The organism is Streptomyces sp. PL-29, assembly GCF_058344425.1.
This window is the reverse complement of sequence record NZ_CP136996.1, coordinates 4,824,101-4,841,388: the sequence shown is the minus strand read 5'-3', so window position 1 is coordinate 4,841,388 and position 17,288 is coordinate 4,824,101. Positions and strand designations below refer to the sequence as shown.

The window sequence follows — 17,288 nt, the reverse complement described above, 5'->3', positions numbered from 1 at the left end:
CTCCACTCCCTCCTCATGAGAGGGCCTGGTCCACCGCACCGTGCGGTGGACCGCCGTGCCGTCGCGCAGCCGTACCGACGAGCCCGTGCCGAACCGATCCCCCGGGACGGCTCGGGAGCGTCCGCTCCACGCCGATCCTCGAAGACGCGGTTCGGCCCGGGGCGGGCGGTACGTCCGGACGCCGGCGACCGGTGGGGGCGTCCGCGCCCCGGGCCGCGCGCACAGGAGGAGCACTCATGCACAAGCGCAGGAGATCCATGGCCCGCCAGGTGAGAACCGGAGCCGCTCTGGCCGCCGGGCTACTGGTCGCGGCGGGCCTGCAGCTCGCCGCCTCGGCTTCCGAACCCGACCTGGACCGGAACGTGGCGGACGCGGAGGCCGACGTCGCACGCCACCCGAAGGCGTTCGGCTATGGACCGGGACAGAGCCTGCGGTTCACGGACGCAGTCGTCGACGCGGACGGTACCCGACACATACGTTTCGAGCGCACGTATCAGGGGCTCCCGGTCATCGGCGGCGACCTGGTGGTCCACCAGGACCGGAACGGCAGGATGACGCGCGCCTCGCGCGCCAAGGGACACAGCCCCGTCGTCCGGTCCCTCGAACCGGTCGTCACCGTGTCGGAGGCCGCCGCCGCGGCACACGGCGAGGCCACCGGCATCCGCGAGGCCGTGACCGAACCCCGGCTGGTCGTCTGGGCCGTGGAGGGGACGGCCCGACTGGCCTGGCAGACGACCGTGCGGGGCGTGGGAGCGCACGACCAGCCCACCGGACTGGTGGTCGTCACCGATGCCGCCACCGGCGAGCGGATCGAGAGCTACACCTCGGAGCACCAGGCGCGCGGAGAGGGCCGCTCCGCCTACGCCGGCAAGGTGCCCCTGGACACCAGCCCCCACAGGGGCGGGTTCTCTCTCACCGACCCGGTCCGCGGGCACGTCACCAAGGATGCCGGGAACATCCGCCCCGGCAGGGTGAACGCGGCGTCGGGCACGCTCTTCACCGACGCCGACAACCGCTGGGGCGACGGCCGCACCCTGTCCCGTGACCGGTCCACCGCGGCCGTGGACGCGCACGCCAACACCGCCCTGACCCACGACTACTTCAAGAAGACCTTCGGCCGGAAGGGCATCAGGAACGACGGTCGGGCACCCACCGTCTTCGTCCACGTCGGCAAGCACTGGGACAACGCCCAGTGGGACGACAGTTGCTTCTGCATGCTGACCGGGGACGGCGACGGCCGCAAGGACACCGAGCAGGTCGACCTCGACACCATGGGGCACGAGATGACGCACGGCATCACCGCCGCCACCGCCCGGCTCCGCTACCACGGCGAGGCCGGCGGACTCAACGAGGCCACCAGCGACATCTTCGGCACCATGGTGGAGTGGTACGCGGACAACCGCGACGACACCCCCGACTACCTGTTCAGCGACCGGTCCACCCCGCCCTGGCTGCGCCGCCTGGACCAGCCCTCGCGTGACGGCAGGTCACCCGACTGCTGGAGCCCCAAGGTCCGCCGCATGGACCCGCACCAGTCCTCCGGAGTGGGCAACCACTGGTTCTACCTGGCCTCCGAGGGCAGCGGTCGCAAGACCGTCAACGGGACCGCGTACAACAGTCCCACCTGTGACGGTTCCCAGGTCACCGGTATCGGCAACGAGAAGGCCGCGAAGATCTGGTACCGGGCGCTGACGGTCTACATGACCTCGACCACCGACTACCACGAGGCCAGGGGCGCGACCCTGGACGCGGCCCGCGACCTCTACGGCAAGGGCAGCAAGGAGTACCGGACCGTGGCGCAGGCCTGGGGTGCCGTCAACGTCGGCTGATCGGGCGCTCCGGGCGCGGCCGGTATACCCGGCGCGCCCGGAGCGGCCCCACGCCTCACATGACCCACGGAACACACAGAGCACACGGCACACGGCACACGGCACACGGCACACGGCACACGGCACACGGCACACGGCACACGGCACACCGGACGCACCGGGTCTTCGCGGCCGGTACCCGAAGGGTGGTCAGACCTGCGCCCTGGGCTGCTCCCCCACCAGCTTACCGAAGACGATCAGGCGGCCGCGGGTGCTGAACTCAGGTGTGCACGTCGTCAGGGTGATGTACCGGCCGGACACGGTGAAGGGGGATCCGCCGGGGACCGGGCGGAGCACGCTCACGTCGGTCGGTGGGGTCTCCGGGATGCGGCCGGCCACCTCGTAGCTGTAGGAGGCGTTCGCGGTCTCCACCACGATCCGGTCCCCCGGCGCCAGCCGGCCGATCTCCCGGAACGGCTCCCCGTGGGTGTTCCGGTGCGCGGCCAGCACGAAGTTCCCGGTGGCGTCGGCGGGCATTCCCGTGCCCGGGTAATGGCCCACCAGCCCCTTGTCGAGCACCTGCTGCGTGCCGATGCCCTCGGCGATGGGGAACTCCAGGTCCAGTTTCGGGATCCGGATGATTGCGAAACCCTCGCCCGGCGCGAAGCCGTCGTCGCCATCGTCGCCGGCTCGGGGCTCTGGGTCGTCGTCACGCCACGCCTGTTCCAGTCGGGCCCGGGCCTCGTCGGCCTCCGCGCGGGCCTGCACGTTGCTCCACCACACCTGGTGGGCGACGAAGAGGACCATGGCGAGTCCGGACGTGAGCATCACGGTGCCCGCGGCCCGCGCGGCCCCGGAGGGCGGCTGCCTGCGGCGACGCCCCGACCCGGCCGGGCCGCGCCGGGCCCTGCGCCGCCCCGAATCGGCGCGACGGGCCGCCGCCCTCCGGGCCCCGGCCCGTCGCGAGGGGGGTGCCTGCGCCGTCTCCGGCGGCATCACCGGCGCCTCCGGAGCCGACCCCGGCGGGGGCGGCGCCCCGGGGCCGTCATGCCCCCCGGAGCCGGCCGGCCACTCGGGGAGGTGGGGAGCAGTGGCGTACGCCTGTTCCGGGCCGACGTCCCAGGTGTCCGGGTACGGGAGCGGTTCACGGCCGTACGAGGCGCCGTCCGGCTGGAGCGGCACGGCGGTGAACCAGGCCTCGGGCAGCTGCGGCGGGGGGTCGGCGTACCAGGCCTCGGGCGGCTGCGGCGGGGGGTCGGCGTACCAGGTGCCGTCCGGCTGGAGCGGTGGGTGTGCCGCCGGGAGGTAGGGGTGCGGTTGGCCCGGCCAGGCGTAGGACTGCGGGGGCGGCGCGTACGCCTGGGGCGGGTGGGTGTACCAGGCGTGCGTCGCGGGATGCGATTCCTGAGCGGGCCAACCGTCCGGTGCGGGGAGCGGTTCACGGCCGTACCAGGGACCGGGCGGCTGGAGCGGCGCAGCGGCGTACCGGGCCTCCGGTGACGGGACGGGTGGATGAGGCGGCCAACCGGCGGGTTGGCCGGCCCACTGTGCGGCGTCGTCCGGATGCGTCGTGGTCATGAGCGGGGTGCCTCCGGCGACTCGGCCGGGGCGGTCCCGGCGGGATGGAGCGGGCGCCCCGGTGGGGGCCGGCCCGGGCCCCGTGGCGCCCGGGAAGGGTGCACGCCACGGGGCCCGGGCGGACGGAGGCGGCGTCCGGCTGGGCCGGACGCCGCCTGGAGAGTGGTCAGTTGGCCTGCGTGGCTCCGCGGCGGGAGCGGGCGCGGCGGGTCGCGACGAACGCGCCGCCGATCAGGAGCGCACCGCCGCCGAGGGCGGTCAGGGTGAGCGTGGTGCCGTCGCTGCCGGTCGAGGCGAGGTTCTGGCCCGCGAGACCGGGAGCCTTGCCGGCCTTCCCGGACGCGACGGCCTCCGAGGTCCCGGCGGCGCCCGGGGCGGCGGCGCCCTGCTCCTGGTGCTCGTGCGAGCCGTCGGTGCCGCTCTCGTCGACGTCGGCGGGACCGGTGGGCACGGCCGGGTCGGTCACCTCCAGCGGCGCGGTCTTGCCGGCCGCTTCCTCCGGCGCGACGGGGTCGCTCGGCGCGGCGCCCGCGGCCGGGGCCTTGCCGTCGAGGCCGACCGCGACGGTGGCCGCGTCCGCGGTCTTGCCGGTGATCTTCACGGTCACCTTGGAGGCGTTGTCACGGAGTTCGGTGATGCCGGCGCTGCGTTCGGTCGTGGACAGCACGATCGGCACCGCCGTGTGGTAGCGGCCCTCGGTCACGCGGTAGGCGTAGACGCCGTCGAGGTTCTTGTCGAGGTGGCCGGACGGACGGCGGTATTCCAGGAGCAGGCTCTGCTGGTTCCCCATCGGGATCTCCAGCGCCCGGGTGCCCTTCTGGGATCCGTAGAGGGCCTTGATGCTGCAGGTGCCCGAGCCGGTGGCACGCTGGTGCTCGGCGGTCTCCAGCCAGCCCATCCGGATCAGCTGGTTGGCGGACAGGCCGGCCGCCCCGTTGCCGCCCATCGGCGACCTGCCCTCGACGGCGGCACGGTCGTTGCAGTCGACGAGGTTGCCGTCCTTGCACTGGTAGCGGATCTGGTGGCCGAAGCCGATGTTGTGGCCGAACTCGTGCCGGATCGTCGTCTCGGACACCTTGTTGTCCCCCGTGTTCAGCCAGGTGTAGCGGCCACCGATGGATCCCATGCCGGACCAGTAGCAACTGATGTGGGGCAGGACGATGGACAGGTAGTCCCAGTCCTTCCCCCGCACCAGGCCCTTCGCCGCGACCTGCGCCTCGACATCCTCACGGACCATCCGCAGCTGGCCGTTGCCACCGCAACCGGCCTTCTCCTTCAGGGTCAACGGACCGAGGACCTTCTCCTTGGCGGCGGGCCCGAAGGTGAACCGGCCACGCGACGTCTCACTGAAGTACGTGGACAGCGACTCGCCCGCGCCGAAGTACTTGTCGACGGCGTCCGTCCGCATCGCGGCCGCGTCCGGGTGCGCGCGGTCGGCGAAGTTCGCCACGACGACCAGGACGCGCCCGGTCTTGCCCTCGTCGGCCGCCGCGGCCGGGGAAGCCGAGGCCCCGACCGCCAGCGTGGTGAGGGACGCCGCGGCGGCCAGGAACCTGCCGATGTTCGTGTTCATGCGCTCTGTGCTCCCATGGCTCGAAGGCTGATTCACTGGGAGAGAGCGCACGCCCGCCGCACCCTGGTGCGGCGTTACCCAGTCGTTATCTTCGAGCGATCGCCCGTCGCGGGAGATCGGGGTGTGCGGCCCCTTGTCAGAACGCGGGTTTGGTTGCGGTGAGGGTGACCGTGGCCATGCCCATCTCGATGAACCCGGGGCGTGAGAGCCGGTCGAGGACGGTCGGGACGTCGTCGGTGTGGACCCCGGGGAGCGCGGCGATGCCCGGACCGAGATGGTCGAGGGTCAGGCGCCAGAAGCGGCCCATCGGGGTGTCGTACGCGACCGTCGGCACGGTGGTGCGCAGGCCGATGCCGGTGAGGCCGTGGGCGGCGGCGGTACGGGGCAGGTCCGGACCCCAGTCGGTGCAGTCGGTCCCGATGCGGTCGGCCAGGACCCGCAGGGCGCCCAGGGAGACCCGCCGGTAGACCTCGTCCCGCGCGGCCTCCAGGGAGAACAGCGCCGGCTCCTCGATGACCAGGCGGCCGCCGGGCGCGAGCCAGCGGACGATCCGGCGGAAGACCTCGGCGCGGTCGGGCAGGTGGTGCAGGAGGTAGCGGACGTGGATCACGTCGAAGGAGCCTTCGGGAAACTCGTCCGTGGTGACGTCGTGCCGCAGGACGCCCAGGCGGTCCCCGCGCATCCCTTCGAGGAAGCGCAGATCGAGTTCGGTCGCCGTCACGTGGGCGGAGGGGAAGAGGTCGAGCATCCGGAGGGCCACGCTGCCCGTTCCGGCGGCGAGTTCCAGACAGCGGCGCACGGAACCGGGCCCGGGCGCGGCCAGGGCGTCGACGGAGACCGGGTCCAGGACGTCCGCCAGGGCGGAGAGCCGGTCCCTCTCGTCCTTGCCGGTGTGGCTGAAGATCTCGTCGCCGTAGCGTTCGGTGCGTTCGGTGCGTGCGGTCATCGGGCACTCCGGGGTCGGTGGGCGGTGACGGGCGTGAGATCGGCGGGCGAGAGGGTGCCGGGGCGCCGATGTCCGGTGAGGGTGAGCGCACCTGTGAACTCGGCCTCCAGGCAGCGCAGGACGTGCGCGACGCCGTCCTGTCCGCCGATGGCGAGGCCGTAGAGCCAAGGCCGGCCGATCAGGACGGCACTCGCCCCCAGCGCGAGGGCGATCAGGACGTCGGTCCCGGTACGGACGCCCGAGTCGAAGAGGACGGGCACCCGGCCGGCGACGGCCTCGACCACCCCGGGCAGGCAGTCGAGCGCCGCCACTCCGCTGTCCAGCTGTCGGCCTCCGTGGTTGGAGACGATGATCCCGTCGACGCCCGCGTCGGTCAGCGCGGTCGCCTCGTCCGACCGGCAGACCCCCTTCACGACCACGGGCAGGTCGGTCCAGGAACGCAGGAGTTCCAGGTCCGCGGGGCGGAACGCGGGGCGCGTGTAGAGGCGGTTCCAGGTGGCCGCGGCGGCCCGGATGACCGCCTGGTCGGGAGCGGCGCCCCGGGGCGGCGGAGCACCCGTTCCGGCCAGTTCGCAGAACCGCGGATCCGAGAGGTAGTTCCCGATTCCGTGGCCGTGCTGGAACGGAAAGAAGCCGGAGTCGAGTTCGCGGGTGCGCCAGCCCGCGACGTGGCAGTCCCCCTGGAGGACGACGGCGCGGTACCCGGCGTCCTCCGCCCGCGCGAGGAGCGAACGGGCGAGCTTCTCGTCATCGGGCCAGGCGAACTGGAACCACCTTCGTCCTCCGGGGGCGGCCTCGGCGACCTCCTCCAGCGGGGTCGAAGTCGCCGACGACAGCACCTGCACGACGCCCGTGTCGGCCGCGGCCCGTGCCGCCGCCCGTTCGGCCTCCGGATGGGCCAGATCGGCCACTCCGGCCGGGGCCAGCATCACCGGCACCGCCATGGGCGTCCCCAGGACCGTGCACGAGGGGTCGCCGGCCGCCCCGTCCCGGAGGATCCGGTAGTTCAGGCCCCAGCGCGCGAAGGCGTCCTCATTGGCCGCCACCGTCCGCTCCTGCCCGGCGCCCCCCGCCATGTAGTCGAAGCGGGGGCGTGGCAGCGCCTGGCGCGCCGCGTCCTCCAGTCCGCGGGAAGTGAAGGGGAAGGGGCTTCCGCCTGCGGCGAAGACCTGGCTCTGGTAGCCACCTGCGTACGGCAATCGGGCACTCCTGTAGGTGAAACGCACCCCGCCGGCCGACGAGTGCGGCGGGCGAGGCACGGCCTGTCGTGTTCTGCGGATGCCACCCGTGGAGAAGCAGGTCCCTGCCCGCCCGTCCGAGTCCGAGCCCCGCCGGATCGGCGAGCGGACGGATCGGCGAGCGGACGGTGGCGAGCGGACGGCAGCGGTCGGCGGATGCCGGGGGCTCGGGCGGCTGCTGCTGCGGGCGTGCCGCCGACCAGTTCGCCTCGGCGGCGCTCAGCCGGTGGCAGGAGGGTGGACGCTGTCGCCCGTGTCCCGGTCGGTGGTGGTCCGCCGCTCCCTCGCCGTGCTGCCCTCGGTGCGCTCCAGGACGTAGCGGTCGGCGCGGAACCGGATGCCCTGGGCGGGCCGTCCGTGGCCGCTCGCGACGGACGGGTGGACCGTCGCGCAGGTGCTCGCACCGAAGGCTGCGCCGGTCAGATGGCGACCGGTGGGCTTGTTCCTCAGCCGGTACGCGTGGCCCGGTTCCGCGGTCACCGCAGGCATCGCCCGTCCTCCTCCGTCTGTGACGCGACACCTGGAAGCTACACACCGTGCGCGACCGACGACAGAAGGCGAAATCCGGCCACAGGCGGAAACCTGCTCGCCGGCGGACCGGATCGCCCGCCCGTCGGCCGCGCCCCGCCGGAGACCGCACCGGTGCCCGTCGCGCCCCGTCCGCCTCGGGCCTCCTGGTTCGGGCGGTCCGTACGAGGGGGAACCCGGGGAAGCTGTGGGTTCGGGGGGTGGGGGCGGGGCGCCGGGGTGTCTAGGGTGGACGGTGAGGCCGCAATGCGCCGCTGACCTGGTGCTTTGCGGGAGAGCACGGAGTGGATGGGGCGGCACGATGCGTGAGCTGGTGGAGACGGCGCGGCGGTGGGTGGCCGAGGGCCGGGCGGGGTATCTGGCCCGGCCCGTCACCGAGCAGGGCTTCGGGCCGCGGGACCCCGCCGGGGCCCTGCTCGTCGACGTGCGCGGGGAGTGCGTCGGCAGCCTGTACCGAGGAGTGTTCGATGCGGAACTCGCCGCCGAGGTCGCGGCCATGGCTCCCGGGGCCACCGCGCGGGTGTGCGAGGTGTCCGTGGCAGGGGACGAGGCCGTGGCGGCGAAGCTGACCTGCGGCGGGCAGGCCGAGGTGCTGCTCCAGCCGCTCGCGGCGATTCCCGCCGAGTGGTGGCAACTGCTCGGGGAGGGGGTCGGGGTGGCGCTGGTGACCCGCCTGAACGGGGCCGCGGACCAGGCGTCCAGCGAGGTCGTACGGGCCACCGCGGTGCCGGACGGCGATGCCGGTCGGCGGGCCGCGGAGCTCCTGGCCACGCGGCGGGCCGGGCGGGACGCCCTGTACGGGGATTCCGGGCTGGTCCTGGTCGAGGCACACCCGTCGGCCCCGTACGTGGTCATCGGCGGTGGCGGTGAGCTGGCGGCCGTCATCGAACGGCAGGCACTGCTGCTGGGCTGGGAGGCGGTGCGGGTCGAGGCCGCCGGGCCTGCGGTGGAGGTGATCGAAGCGCGCCGGGACGCCGCGTGCGTGGTCATGCTGAGCCACGACGAGCGGTTCGACGTGCCGACGCTGCGTGCGGCGCTGGCCGCGGGGGTCCCGTACGTCGGGGCGCTCGGGTCGCGGCGGACGACGGCACGCCGGAGGGACGGGCTGCTGGCGGCCGGGGTCACCGAGGCGGAACTGGCCCGTGTGCACGGGCCGATCGGGCTCGATCTCGGCGCGCGCACCCCGGCGGAGACCGCCCTGGCGATCTGCGCCGAGATCCTCGGGGTGTTGGGGGCACGCCCGGCGGGTGCGCTGCGGGACGCCGACGGCCCGATCAACACCTGAGCCCGAATCCCCGCACGCGCCTCGTCGCGCCACACGTCCCGCGTCCTGCGCGGCTTCAGACGCCGATCGCCCGAAAAGCGCGCAATCTGATGTTGTGAGAGAAAATGCTCCGTATGGACATGATCCTGAGCGTGGACTCGATCCTGACGGATGTCGCGTGGTTCCCGGTCATCGGATTGGCCGTCGTCGCCCTGCTGCTCGGCGGCTTCAAGCTGGGCCAGCTGGTCCGGGCCAAGGAGCCGCCACCCCCCGCCGCCGAGGAGCAGCCCCGCCTGCCGGAGGGCGGAGCGGTCTACGAAGTCCGCGAGGAACGGGACCAGGTGGAGATCCCCGAGGGTGGCCTGAGACCGCACGAGATGCAGGGCTACGGAAACTTCGGGTCCACCACCTCCAGCCATCCGGAGGAGGTCCGCAAGGAGCGCGAGTCCGGGTACAAGCTGCCCGAAGGGCCCGGTCCGCACCCGCAGCCCGGGGCTCCGCCGAACGCCGGGCGCGGGGCGCACTCCTGACCCGGCCGTCCGCCCCGGGAGGACGGCGACCCGAAGGCCGCTGACCCGCGCCGCCCGCGCGGGTCAGTGCCCTTCCCTCCTCGCAGGTCCGCCCCCGCAGGTCCGCCCCCGGAACGGTCCGTCCAGGTCCGTCCTTCAGAGGTCCGCCCGCAGCCGGAGCACCTCCGGCGGCGGGTGCCGGGCCGAGGCGTGTCGGACCTCCGCAGTGAGCGGCGGGTCCAGGGCGCGGTAGGGGACCTCGCCGAGCCCGATGGCGGTGACCGTGCCCTGCGGCCCCGCGGATCCGCGCGCGGCGGCGGCCTCGGCCACCTCCCGGCGCAGCGCCGCCGTCAGCGGGCTCGACACCAGTGGGGTCTCGTCCCCGACCGGCAGGACGAGCACCAGGGCGAGGGGCCGGCGCGGGGTTCCCGTGTAGCCGACGACCGCGGCGTCCCGGACGTCGGTGTGCCGCACCTTCTGCCAGCCGCGCCGCCCGGCCGGGTAGGCCTGGTCCAGCCTCTTGACGACGAGGCCCTCGATACCGCTGGCGGGGAGCGTCTCGTACCAGGTGGCGGCCAGCTCCGGGTCGGTCGTCATCGGGACGGGCTGGAGGGGCGGCCCGAGGGGGAGGAGCAGATCGACGAGGAGGGCCCGCCGGCGTTCGTACGGGCGGGCGCGCACGTCCAGCCCGGCCAGTTCCAGCACGTCGAAGGCGGCGTACGAGGCCGGCAGGCTCTGCGCCAGCACGGCGGCCCGGGCCGCCGTGGCCGCCGCGCCGCTGTACCAGCGCGAAGTCGGTGCGGCCCGAGTGCCAGACCACCACCCCACCGTCGAGGACCGTCCCCGCGGGCAACTGCAGCGCTGCCGCCGCCAGGCCGGGGAACGCACTGGTCACAATCCGCCCGGAGCGGGCCTGGAGCGTCACGTCGGCCGCCGAACGGGTGATGACCAGCCGGTGTCCGTCGTTCTCCAGACTTTGATGTGTCTCATGAGACACATCAAAGTCTGGGCGTTGCCCCGCCTACCAGCCTTAATCAGCCTCCACTTCAACCCAGAGCAACGATCCCGTCACTGCGAGTAGTTCGGCGGTGACCTGGGCCTCCGCGCAAGCGACGAGGCGCTTGACGTGGGCGTAGTACTGCTCGACCTGCCCTTTAGTGACGCAGGAAGCGGACGAACCGCGATGAGCGATGCCGCCGCGAAGCGTGACGAGGGCGCCCAGCTTGGCAGCTGCGCCTTCGACGCTCACCCCCTTCCAGTACCAGTGCTTGTCCACGTCTTCGATGCCGATGGCGTCCGCGAAGAGCTTGCTGATGTTCCACGTTTTCGGCGTGTTGAGAGTCGTGTTGCGCTCGATCTGGAGTGCCTGGAAGCGGGACTGCAGCTCCGTGCGCCATCCGTTGTCCGCCATGGACCAGGCCGCCTGCGGGTTCTTGGCGAGCACCACGTGGCGGCAAGACGGCTCGCCATCTGAGGACGGCTCAGCGCGCTCTCAACATGCCCTGCCGGAGCCCACCTCGCGGTACACCGCGGGTACCGCCCGGCCCTCGGCTTCTCGCCAATCACAGCCGTCTCTCTCCGAAGCTGCGGAGCCCGGCAGCCGGCAAAGGGAGACGCTCCAAGATCCCGTCATGAGCTGAGCTTCGGCAGACTTCGCCGGCTCTGGGCGGGCGGGAGCGGAACGGAGGCCGACGGAGGTATCGGGCCAGGACGACGCCCGACCGTCAAAAAGGCACGTGCACACCACCGAATCGACTCTACGTTCGACCACTCATCCGCAGGTTTGGGTTCACAGAGGTGGGCCCGGGCGGTTCGACGAAAGGGTTGAGTGAGTGCGAGTGAGATTTCCGCTCCGATCGGTAGTAGGGGTCGGAGCGTGTACGGCAGTGGTTCTCGTGTCCGCCGCAACAGGCGCGGCGGCGAAGCCCTCGGCCCCGGCGCCTTCGCCCACAGGGCTGCCGCCCGGTGCCGCTTTGTCCTGGACGGCGAAGGAGGCGCAAGCCCTCTTATCCCCGAAGCAGATGGCAGCGGCCCGGCTGTGGAAGCCCCCGCCTGCTGCAGGCACGGCGCCGGCGGCGGAGACGCTCGGTTCGCGTGTGCCGACGCAGAACGCGGACGGGCCGGACGCCGGGGTGCTCTTCCGATTTTCCAAGGGGACTGTCTACTTCTGCGGTGCGAGCGTCGTCTCCAGCCCCCACCGGAACCTTCTAATGACGGCTGCCAACTGCTTGACCGGAGACGTCGAGGACAAGCTCGCTTTTGCTCCGTACGTCCTGAAGAACGCCTCAGGTGCTCTGGAGGCGCCCAAGGGCGTCTATACCGTCAAGCAGCAGGGCAACCGGCCCATGGTGTGGACCGGCTCCCGGGGCCAGGGTCAGTCGGGGGATGCCTCTTCTCGCTCCGGTGTCGGCTTCGCGACGGTCGACAAGGGCATCAAGGGCGATCAGCTTGAGGACACAGTTCCCGGTCACCGTCTCCTGACGGGTGCCGAGTACACGCACAAGGGTGTTCGAGTCGCCGGCCACGGCATCTCGGAAGAACCGGTAAAGACATGCATCGGTGACACATCCAAGGTAGACATAGTCGGCTCCGAGAGTCCGTACCTGCGGCTCGACTGCGGCAAGCCCGGCACAGAGCTCGCGGACGGCTCGGCGTTCATCACCGACTACGACACCAAGACACGTGTTGGCAGCATCATCGGCGCCTCGGAGCGCATCACTTCACCTGACCGCCTCTCCGCGGTCTACAGCCCGTACCTCGATGCCACGGTCCAAGAGCTCTACGAGGAGGCGGTCCGCGGCAGCAAACCAGCCGTCACACCACCGATCACCCCGCCGGGCACGAGCCCCTCACAGGTGCCACCCCGCCCGACGCCTTCCGGCACCCCTGCCACGCCCCCTAAGCCTGTCGACCCGAGCCCTTCTGACGGCGCCGGGATGAAGGCGACCCCCGCCCAGATCGCGGCCGCGAAGGAGGCGGAGGCGTACTGGACACCCGAGCGCATCGCCAAGGCCGTCCCGGTGGATGGCGGCAAGACGTCCGACGCCAGCGCCGCGCGGGAGAACGGCGTGGCCGCCGTCGCGCCGTCCCACTTCGACAACAACGGCGTGGCCACCGTCGGCGTGTTCCTCATCAATGAGGACGACGACCCCCAGGCGGACCCCGGCGGCCGCGACCAGTTCTGCTCTGCGAGCGTCGTCGCCTCGCCGACGAAGTCGCTGGTACTCACAGCTGCGCACTGCCTCAGCGACAACGACCGCTTCAAGCGCCTGGCGTTCGCTCCCGGCTGGAAGCCGGACCCCGCGAATCCGAAGGAGCGTGGCATCGCGCCGTATGGCGTCTTCCCGATCGAGCGGGGAAAGATCTGGATCGACGGCCGGTACCTGTCGCAGGGGCCGTCGAAGGCAGATGACCTTGACTTCGCGTTCCTGAAGACCGGCCCCAATGCGAAGGGCCAGTTCCTGGAGAACGCCACCGGCATGGGCAACACCCTCACCACGCTCCAATCGAGCCAGTTCAACCAGAAGAACGTGAGCCTGTTCGGGTTCCCCGGAGGGTCCAAGGCTCCGCTCGTGTGCCCGTCGACGAACACCACCGGGTACTCCGGTCGATTCCTGAAGATCGCCTGCAAGGGCTACGCCGGCGGTGTCTCTGGGGGCCCGTTCATCCGCAACTTCGACGGCCAGCGCGGTGACGTGATCGGGGTCATCGGTGGCTGGAAGACCGGTGGAACGATCGACGACGAGTCCTACTCCTCGCAGTTCGACGCGGATATCATCCGCCTGTACAACCAGGCGGTGAACGACTACGCGCCCGACACCCCCAACGGCGATGCGACGATGGGCAGCGCGGACCTCTGGAAGCACGCCAACGGCGCCGCCTCAGGGACGTTCCACACCAGCTCCCAGCAGTTCGGCGACTCGGACCTCATCGTCAAGTGGGACGACGGAGAAGTCACACTCTACCCCGGAGACCAGAACTTCGGATTCCACACAGGCTGCAAGCCCGATGCGCCCTGCGAAACTCAGCTGGCCAAGCCCAACGACATGTGGAAGAACTACGCCGACGTCATCACCACCGGCGACTACGCAGGGACCAACGCATACGACCTGATGGTCAAGTGGGTCGACGGCGAAGTCACCCTCTACCCGGACATCAGCGAGAGCACCAGGCTCCCGACAGCCCTGGACCAGCACCTTCCCAACGAGATCACGATTGCCGCACCGCACTCGGTGTGGGAGTACGCTCGCGGATTCGCCACCGGCAAGTACGGGGGCAACCAGTGGCCCGACGACCTCATCGTCCGCTGGAACGACGGAGAGGTCACCAAGTACATCGACATCGACGGCAACGGCCTGCACGCCGAGGAGCAGCTCGCCGCCCCGAACGACCAGTGGAAGACCGCAAGCCTCATCACCGGCGGTGACCTCGACGGCGACAGCAACGGCACCGACCCCAACCACGACCTGCTCGTCGTATGGGCCAGCGGAAGGGTGAGCGTCTTCCCCGACGTGAACTCCGGACGTCTGCAGAACGAGCAAGTCATCGAGTCAAGCTCCACCTGGACCCACGCACGTGTCATCACCCTCGGCGAGTACGGCATGAACGACTGGGAGGACGACCTGTTCGTCCGCTGGTCTGACGGCGAGGTCACCATGTACGGCAACACCCAGGCCGGCGCCATCGGCCGGGAGTACCAGCTCGTACCCCCGCCCGCGGCAGCGTGGGCAGCCAGGGCACAGAGTGCCGTCCGACCGGACGACCCCTGTGCGAAGGTATGTGGACCGGAACTGTATCGCCGCAGCCACTAGAACCAGCAGCCGAGGGGCCCCGCCCACATCGCGTGGGGCCCCACGACCTGAACCGAGGACGCCATCATGCGGATACCAAGGCCCCTTATAGCCTTAGCCGTCGCTGCTGCTCTCGCCGGGTGCACAAGCGATGAAACGCCACCGTATGTACCAGGAACTGAATGGGAGCCAGACGACGCCCTGCAAAGTGCACAGGCGATCCTGAAAGACGATGACACCCCTACACGCCTCGTCGAATCGGGCGCTCCGCATGTGGCCTCGGGCCTGCATGAAACGATGGAGACCAGCGGCGACAAGCCGTACCGTTTCGACATCGTGTGCGACAGCGACGAGGTTTCCAAAGTGACGCTCCTCGTGACCCGCGGCACGTCGAAAAGGCAGTTCGACGTTGCTTGCAAAGGTACCGACGCTGTCCGCGTCAACTTCCCCGCCGGAACGCCTGTGACCGTGACCGTCGCGCCGGCGAAAGGCAAGACCGAGCCCCAAGGCCTGCTCGTCTGGAACCTCAAGACCCTTGAGCGAGCCGACGTGCACGGCTGTGCTAACGGCATCGAGGGCTGCTAGCCTGCAGCCTCTCGTGCTGCCAGATGCCCACTGCACACCAGGCCACGGCGCATGCGCGGCGGACTCGGTCATCATAGAAGCTGAAGAGCGGCACAGCCGGACCAAGCGCGAACACCTCGCTGCACGCTGTGAGGACGAATTGCTGCCTGCTCTGAGCGGTGGGAGCAGCCTCCTGTGCAGTCCCTCACGAGCCGTCGCCTGACCACCTATAAGCCTCCGGACCGGTAAACCCGAACTGGCGGCCCAGTGTGCTCGCTGCCTGTTGGTGACCGCGGCAATACACGAAGGGCGGAGCGCCGGTAGGCATCCGGAAGGTCGATGCGATGCTCAGCTTCGAATGCGCTGACCTGCACTTCACTCAGCCGTGGGCCGAGTCGACACGCGTGATGCTCTTCACCGAAGGAGTGGCTGCGGCGCGGCTGAAACGGAACCTTGGCGAGTTCGCGCCGCACGCGGGCTATGCGCGAGTCCATGGAAACTCTTCTCTCGTCACCCACAACCCATCGTGCTGGCTTCGGACACGGGAGGCTGGCTCGGCCCCGCCGCCTCACCCCTCGAACCGCACACGCACGAACTTGACTGTCTCGTGGCGACCGACCGTCTCACGCACTTCGACCAGGACGGGCTCGACGACCGCCGTGACGGTCCCGTGATCTGGATGTTCTGTCCGGTCACCCAGGAGACCGCGTACCGATTCGCCGACTTGCCGCGCTTGAGCCCCCGTCAGGCGAGGAGAAGTCTTCACCGCTCGCCCGTCGGACAACTCCACGAGAAGGCCGTGCGGTCGTTCCACCGGGCCGAATACGCCGATGATCCTGCCGTCTCGGGTATCGGAGTGCCTGATCTTCCTCCAGGCCCATGTCTCCCCCGGCTGATAGGTCGAACTGAGCGACTTAGCCACGATGCCTTCGACGCCCACGGCCCTCATTTCGCGAAACCAGAGGCGTGCGGTCTCCTCGTCCAACGTGGCCAGCACACGCTGGAGGGGCGGCTCGGCATCGGCCAAAGCCCCACCGAGGAGTTCCCACCGCTGCCACAGCGGCAGGCCCCTGACGTCCGTCCCCGGGATGGCGAGGATGTCGAAGGCGATGTAGTAGACCGGAATTCCTGACCGCTCACGATCGGCGCGGGACCGAAGCAGATCAGTGAAGTTCAGTCGCCCGTCGCGGTAGGCGCAGAGCTCGCCGTCCAGGACGATTCCGGGCGGTAGATTCTGATGCAGGTGCGCGGAAACCTGCGGGAACTCTTTGGTGAGGTCCCTCCCGGATCGTGACTGCAAGAACACTCTCCCACCCTCCAGGATGAAGGCGAGTGCGCGAAACCCATCCAGCTTGAGGGAGTACTGAAGACCCCCAGGCATGCTGTCCTGCTCGGGGATCTGATCGGCCGGCCGCGGACGCATGACATCGATGGGCGGTTGAAGGACCACCTGCGGCGAACTCTCATCCATTCCGCCAGGGTCTGTCTGCCCGGCCTTCGGCATAGAGTGGGGCTCGCTGGTCCGGCCGGCCTGTCACCGGAACAGCCTCACCCCGCCCGGCCCGAAACTTCATTCACGGATAGCGTGAGCGCGGTCCAGTGGGATGACTACGGCTGATCGCTTGGTCAGTTGTTCGCGGAATGCCGCGTTCTCGGCCAGCAGGGCCGTGATGACGGTGGCAGCGGCGTCGACCTGGTCCTGGAGCTTCTGGCATTCCTGGCGGCTCTTGCGGAGTTTGCCGCGCAGTTCGCTGAGCTCCTCGCGGCGCTGGCGATCCAGGGCGGTCGCCGGACTCTCGTCGACTCGGCTGTCCCATTCGGCGAGGACTGAGGTTGCGCGGTTCATCGTGGCTCTGCTGACCCCGGCCTCGCGCCAGAGGTTGTTCTTGGTGAGTGCGCCGTCGGTTCGTTCCGGTTTACCCGACAGGAGCCGTTCCATAGCTTCCTGAAGCGCCTGCTTGGCGCTGGGTGACACGGTCACGGGTCCGCCCTCTTGATCATGAGCTCGACATCGTGCAGTTGCGCGTCGAGTAGGGCCCGCCGGTTCTTGGGGATCTTGGGCGTGTCGAGCAACCTGATCAAGGAGGAGCGTTCAGCTTGCCGAAACGGATGGAGATCCGGGTGCGTCGCAGGAGGTCGAATTCGACGCGAATGTCGCCGCGCTGGGCCTTTCCGGTGCTGCGGAGAGTTTCGGCCTGCTGCCGGACGGCCGCGAATGCCTCTCGCATTCGCTCGGCTCCGGGTCCAAAACCGATGTTCTCGCCACGGCTGTCGGCGGTGTAGAGATCCTTGAGCCGCTGGAACCGGCGCTCCTCGATGGCGGTGTCGAGTTGGCGGGCCCAGGACGGGTCCTGATCCATGTAGCCCTGCGTGGTGCGGTTGGCCAGGGCTCGGGTGGCGGCGTGCTTGAGCTGCATGCCGACCGCGATCTCAGAGCCGGGGAAGTCCTTGGTGAGCATGGCCATCGTCCGGCGGAACATGTGGGGCGTG

Annotated in this window: 15 protein-coding genes; 5 read left to right on the top strand and 10 right to left on the bottom strand. The window is 70.5% G+C overall.

Going from position 1 to position 17,288, the window contains the following annotated elements; all coding sequences use genetic code 11:
* The first annotated feature begins 236 nt into the window (after positions 1-236).
* Positions 237-1,829, top strand: coding sequence for a M4 family metallopeptidase (locus tag R4Z63_RS22465; protein WP_384445456.1), 1,593 nt, complete (start codon positions 237-239; stop codon positions 1,827-1,829).
* Positions 1,830-2,018: 189 nt separating this feature from the next.
* On the opposite strand, the gene R4Z63_RS22460 is transcribed toward R4Z63_RS22465, so the two are convergent.
* The 5 genes from R4Z63_RS22460 to R4Z63_RS22440 all read right to left on the bottom strand — a co-directional run bounded on the left by R4Z63_RS22460 (position 2,019) and on the right by R4Z63_RS22440 (position 7,632).
* On the bottom strand, positions 2,019-3,386 hold the full coding sequence (locus tag R4Z63_RS22460) for a class E sortase (protein WP_384445454.1): 1,368 nt from the start codon (positions 3,384-3,386) through the stop codon (positions 2,019-2,021).
* 166 nt (positions 3,387-3,552) lie between these two features.
* On the bottom strand, positions 3,553-4,959 hold the full coding sequence (locus tag R4Z63_RS22455; RefSeq protein ID WP_491522580.1) for a metallopeptidase domain-containing protein: 1,407 nt from the start codon (positions 4,957-4,959) through the stop codon (positions 3,553-3,555).
* Positions 4,960-5,095: 136 nt separating this feature from the next.
* Entirely contained in the window at positions 5,096-5,905 is an 810-nt protein-coding gene (locus tag R4Z63_RS22450) for a class I SAM-dependent methyltransferase (protein ID WP_384445450.1), read from the bottom strand.
* Positions 5,902-7,104, bottom strand: coding sequence for an alpha-hydroxy-acid oxidizing protein (locus tag R4Z63_RS22445; protein ID WP_037927875.1), 1,203 nt, complete (start codon positions 7,102-7,104; stop codon positions 5,902-5,904). Before R4Z63_RS22445 ends, R4Z63_RS22450 begins: the two co-directional genes overlap by 4 nt.
* 258 nt (positions 7,105-7,362) lie before the next feature.
* Positions 7,363-7,632, bottom strand: a complete 270-nt coding sequence (locus R4Z63_RS22440) for a hypothetical protein (RefSeq protein WP_037927872.1) — start codon at positions 7,630-7,632, stop codon at positions 7,363-7,365.
* A gap of 340 nt (positions 7,633-7,972) precedes the next feature.
* On the opposite strand from R4Z63_RS22440, the gene R4Z63_RS22435 reads away from it, so the two are divergent.
* Both R4Z63_RS22435 and R4Z63_RS22430 read left to right on the top strand, forming a co-directional pair.
* Positions 7,973-8,956, top strand: coding sequence for an XdhC family protein (locus R4Z63_RS22435; protein WP_384445447.1), 984 nt, complete (start codon positions 7,973-7,975; stop codon positions 8,954-8,956).
* A 113-nt stretch (positions 8,957-9,069) separates the two neighbouring features.
* Positions 9,070-9,465 (top strand): DUF6479 family protein, encoded by a 396-nt coding sequence (locus tag R4Z63_RS22430; RefSeq protein WP_037927867.1) that lies wholly within the window; start codon positions 9,070-9,072, stop codon positions 9,463-9,465.
* Positions 9,466-9,600: 135 nt separating this feature from the next.
* Here the strand turns inward: R4Z63_RS22430 and R4Z63_RS22425 are convergent, their stop codons facing one another.
* A complete protein-coding gene (locus tag R4Z63_RS22425) occupies positions 9,601-10,272 on the bottom strand; it encodes an ATP-dependent DNA ligase (protein ID WP_384445445.1) in 672 nt (223 codons plus the stop codon).
* Between the two features lie 202 nt (positions 10,273-10,474).
* Positions 10,475-10,891 (bottom strand): HEPN domain-containing protein, encoded by a 417-nt coding sequence (locus R4Z63_RS22420; RefSeq protein WP_384445443.1) that lies wholly within the window; start codon positions 10,889-10,891, stop codon positions 10,475-10,477.
* A gap of 649 nt (positions 10,892-11,540) precedes the next feature.
* Here R4Z63_RS22420 and R4Z63_RS22415 point away from each other — a divergent pair.
* On the top strand, positions 11,541-14,255 hold the full coding sequence (locus tag R4Z63_RS22415) for a trypsin-like serine peptidase (RefSeq protein ID WP_384445441.1): 2,715 nt from the start codon (positions 11,541-11,543) through the stop codon (positions 14,253-14,255).
* A 276-nt stretch (positions 14,256-14,531) separates the two neighbouring features.
* On the top strand, positions 14,532-14,819 hold the full coding sequence (locus tag R4Z63_RS22410; protein WP_384445439.1) for a hypothetical protein: 288 nt from the start codon (positions 14,532-14,534) through the stop codon (positions 14,817-14,819).
* Between the two features lie 547 nt (positions 14,820-15,366).
* On the opposite strand, the gene R4Z63_RS22405 is transcribed toward R4Z63_RS22410, so the two are convergent.
* The 3 genes from R4Z63_RS22405 to R4Z63_RS22395 form a co-directional block, all read right to left on the bottom strand.
* Positions 15,367-16,269: an ATP-dependent DNA ligase gene (locus R4Z63_RS22405; protein WP_384445437.1), complete on the bottom strand. Its 903-nt coding sequence runs from the start codon at positions 16,267-16,269 to the stop codon at positions 15,367-15,369.
* Positions 16,270-16,368: 99 nt separating this feature from the next.
* Positions 16,369-16,779, bottom strand: a complete 411-nt coding sequence (locus R4Z63_RS22400; protein ID WP_384445435.1) for a hypothetical protein — start codon at positions 16,777-16,779, stop codon at positions 16,369-16,371.
* A 97-nt stretch (positions 16,780-16,876) separates the two neighbouring features.
* The gene (locus R4Z63_RS22395) at positions 16,877-17,257 is read right to left on the bottom strand and encodes a hypothetical protein (protein ID WP_384445433.1); all 381 of its coding nucleotides are present in this window, start codon (positions 17,255-17,257) and stop codon (positions 16,877-16,879) included.
* Positions 17,258-17,288: the final 31 nt, after the last annotated feature.

Coding starts and splice junctions, on each gene's coding strand:
- R4Z63_RS22435 (WP_384445447.1), top strand. CDS start 7,973: ATGCGTGAGCTGGTGGAGACGGCGCGGCGGTGGGTGGCCGAGGGCCGG.
- R4Z63_RS22430 (WP_037927867.1), top strand. CDS start 9,070: ATGGACATGATCCTGAGCGTGGACTCGATCCTGACGGATGTCGCGTGG.
- R4Z63_RS22450 (WP_384445450.1), bottom strand. CDS start 5,905: ATGACCGCACGCACCGAACGCACCGAACGCTACGGCGACGAGATCTTC.
- R4Z63_RS22405 (WP_384445437.1), bottom strand. CDS start 16,269: ATGGATGAGAGTTCGCCGCAGGTGGTCCTTCAACCGCCCATCGATGTC.
- R4Z63_RS22455 (WP_491522580.1), bottom strand. CDS start 4,959: ATGAACACGAACATCGGCAGGTTCCTGGCCGCCGCGGCGTCCCTCACC.
- R4Z63_RS22440 (WP_037927872.1), bottom strand. CDS start 7,632: ATGCCTGCGGTGACCGCGGAACCGGGCCACGCGTACCGGCTGAGGAAC.
- R4Z63_RS22410 (WP_384445439.1), top strand. CDS start 14,532: ATGGAGACCAGCGGCGACAAGCCGTACCGTTTCGACATCGTGTGCGAC.
- R4Z63_RS22395 (WP_384445433.1), bottom strand. CDS start 17,257: ATGCTCACCAAGGACTTCCCCGGCTCTGAGATCGCGGTCGGCATGCAG.
- R4Z63_RS22465 (WP_384445456.1), top strand. CDS start 237: ATGCACAAGCGCAGGAGATCCATGGCCCGCCAGGTGAGAACCGGAGCC.
- R4Z63_RS22460 (WP_384445454.1), bottom strand. CDS start 3,386: ATGACCACGACGCATCCGGACGACGCCGCACAGTGGGCCGGCCAACCC.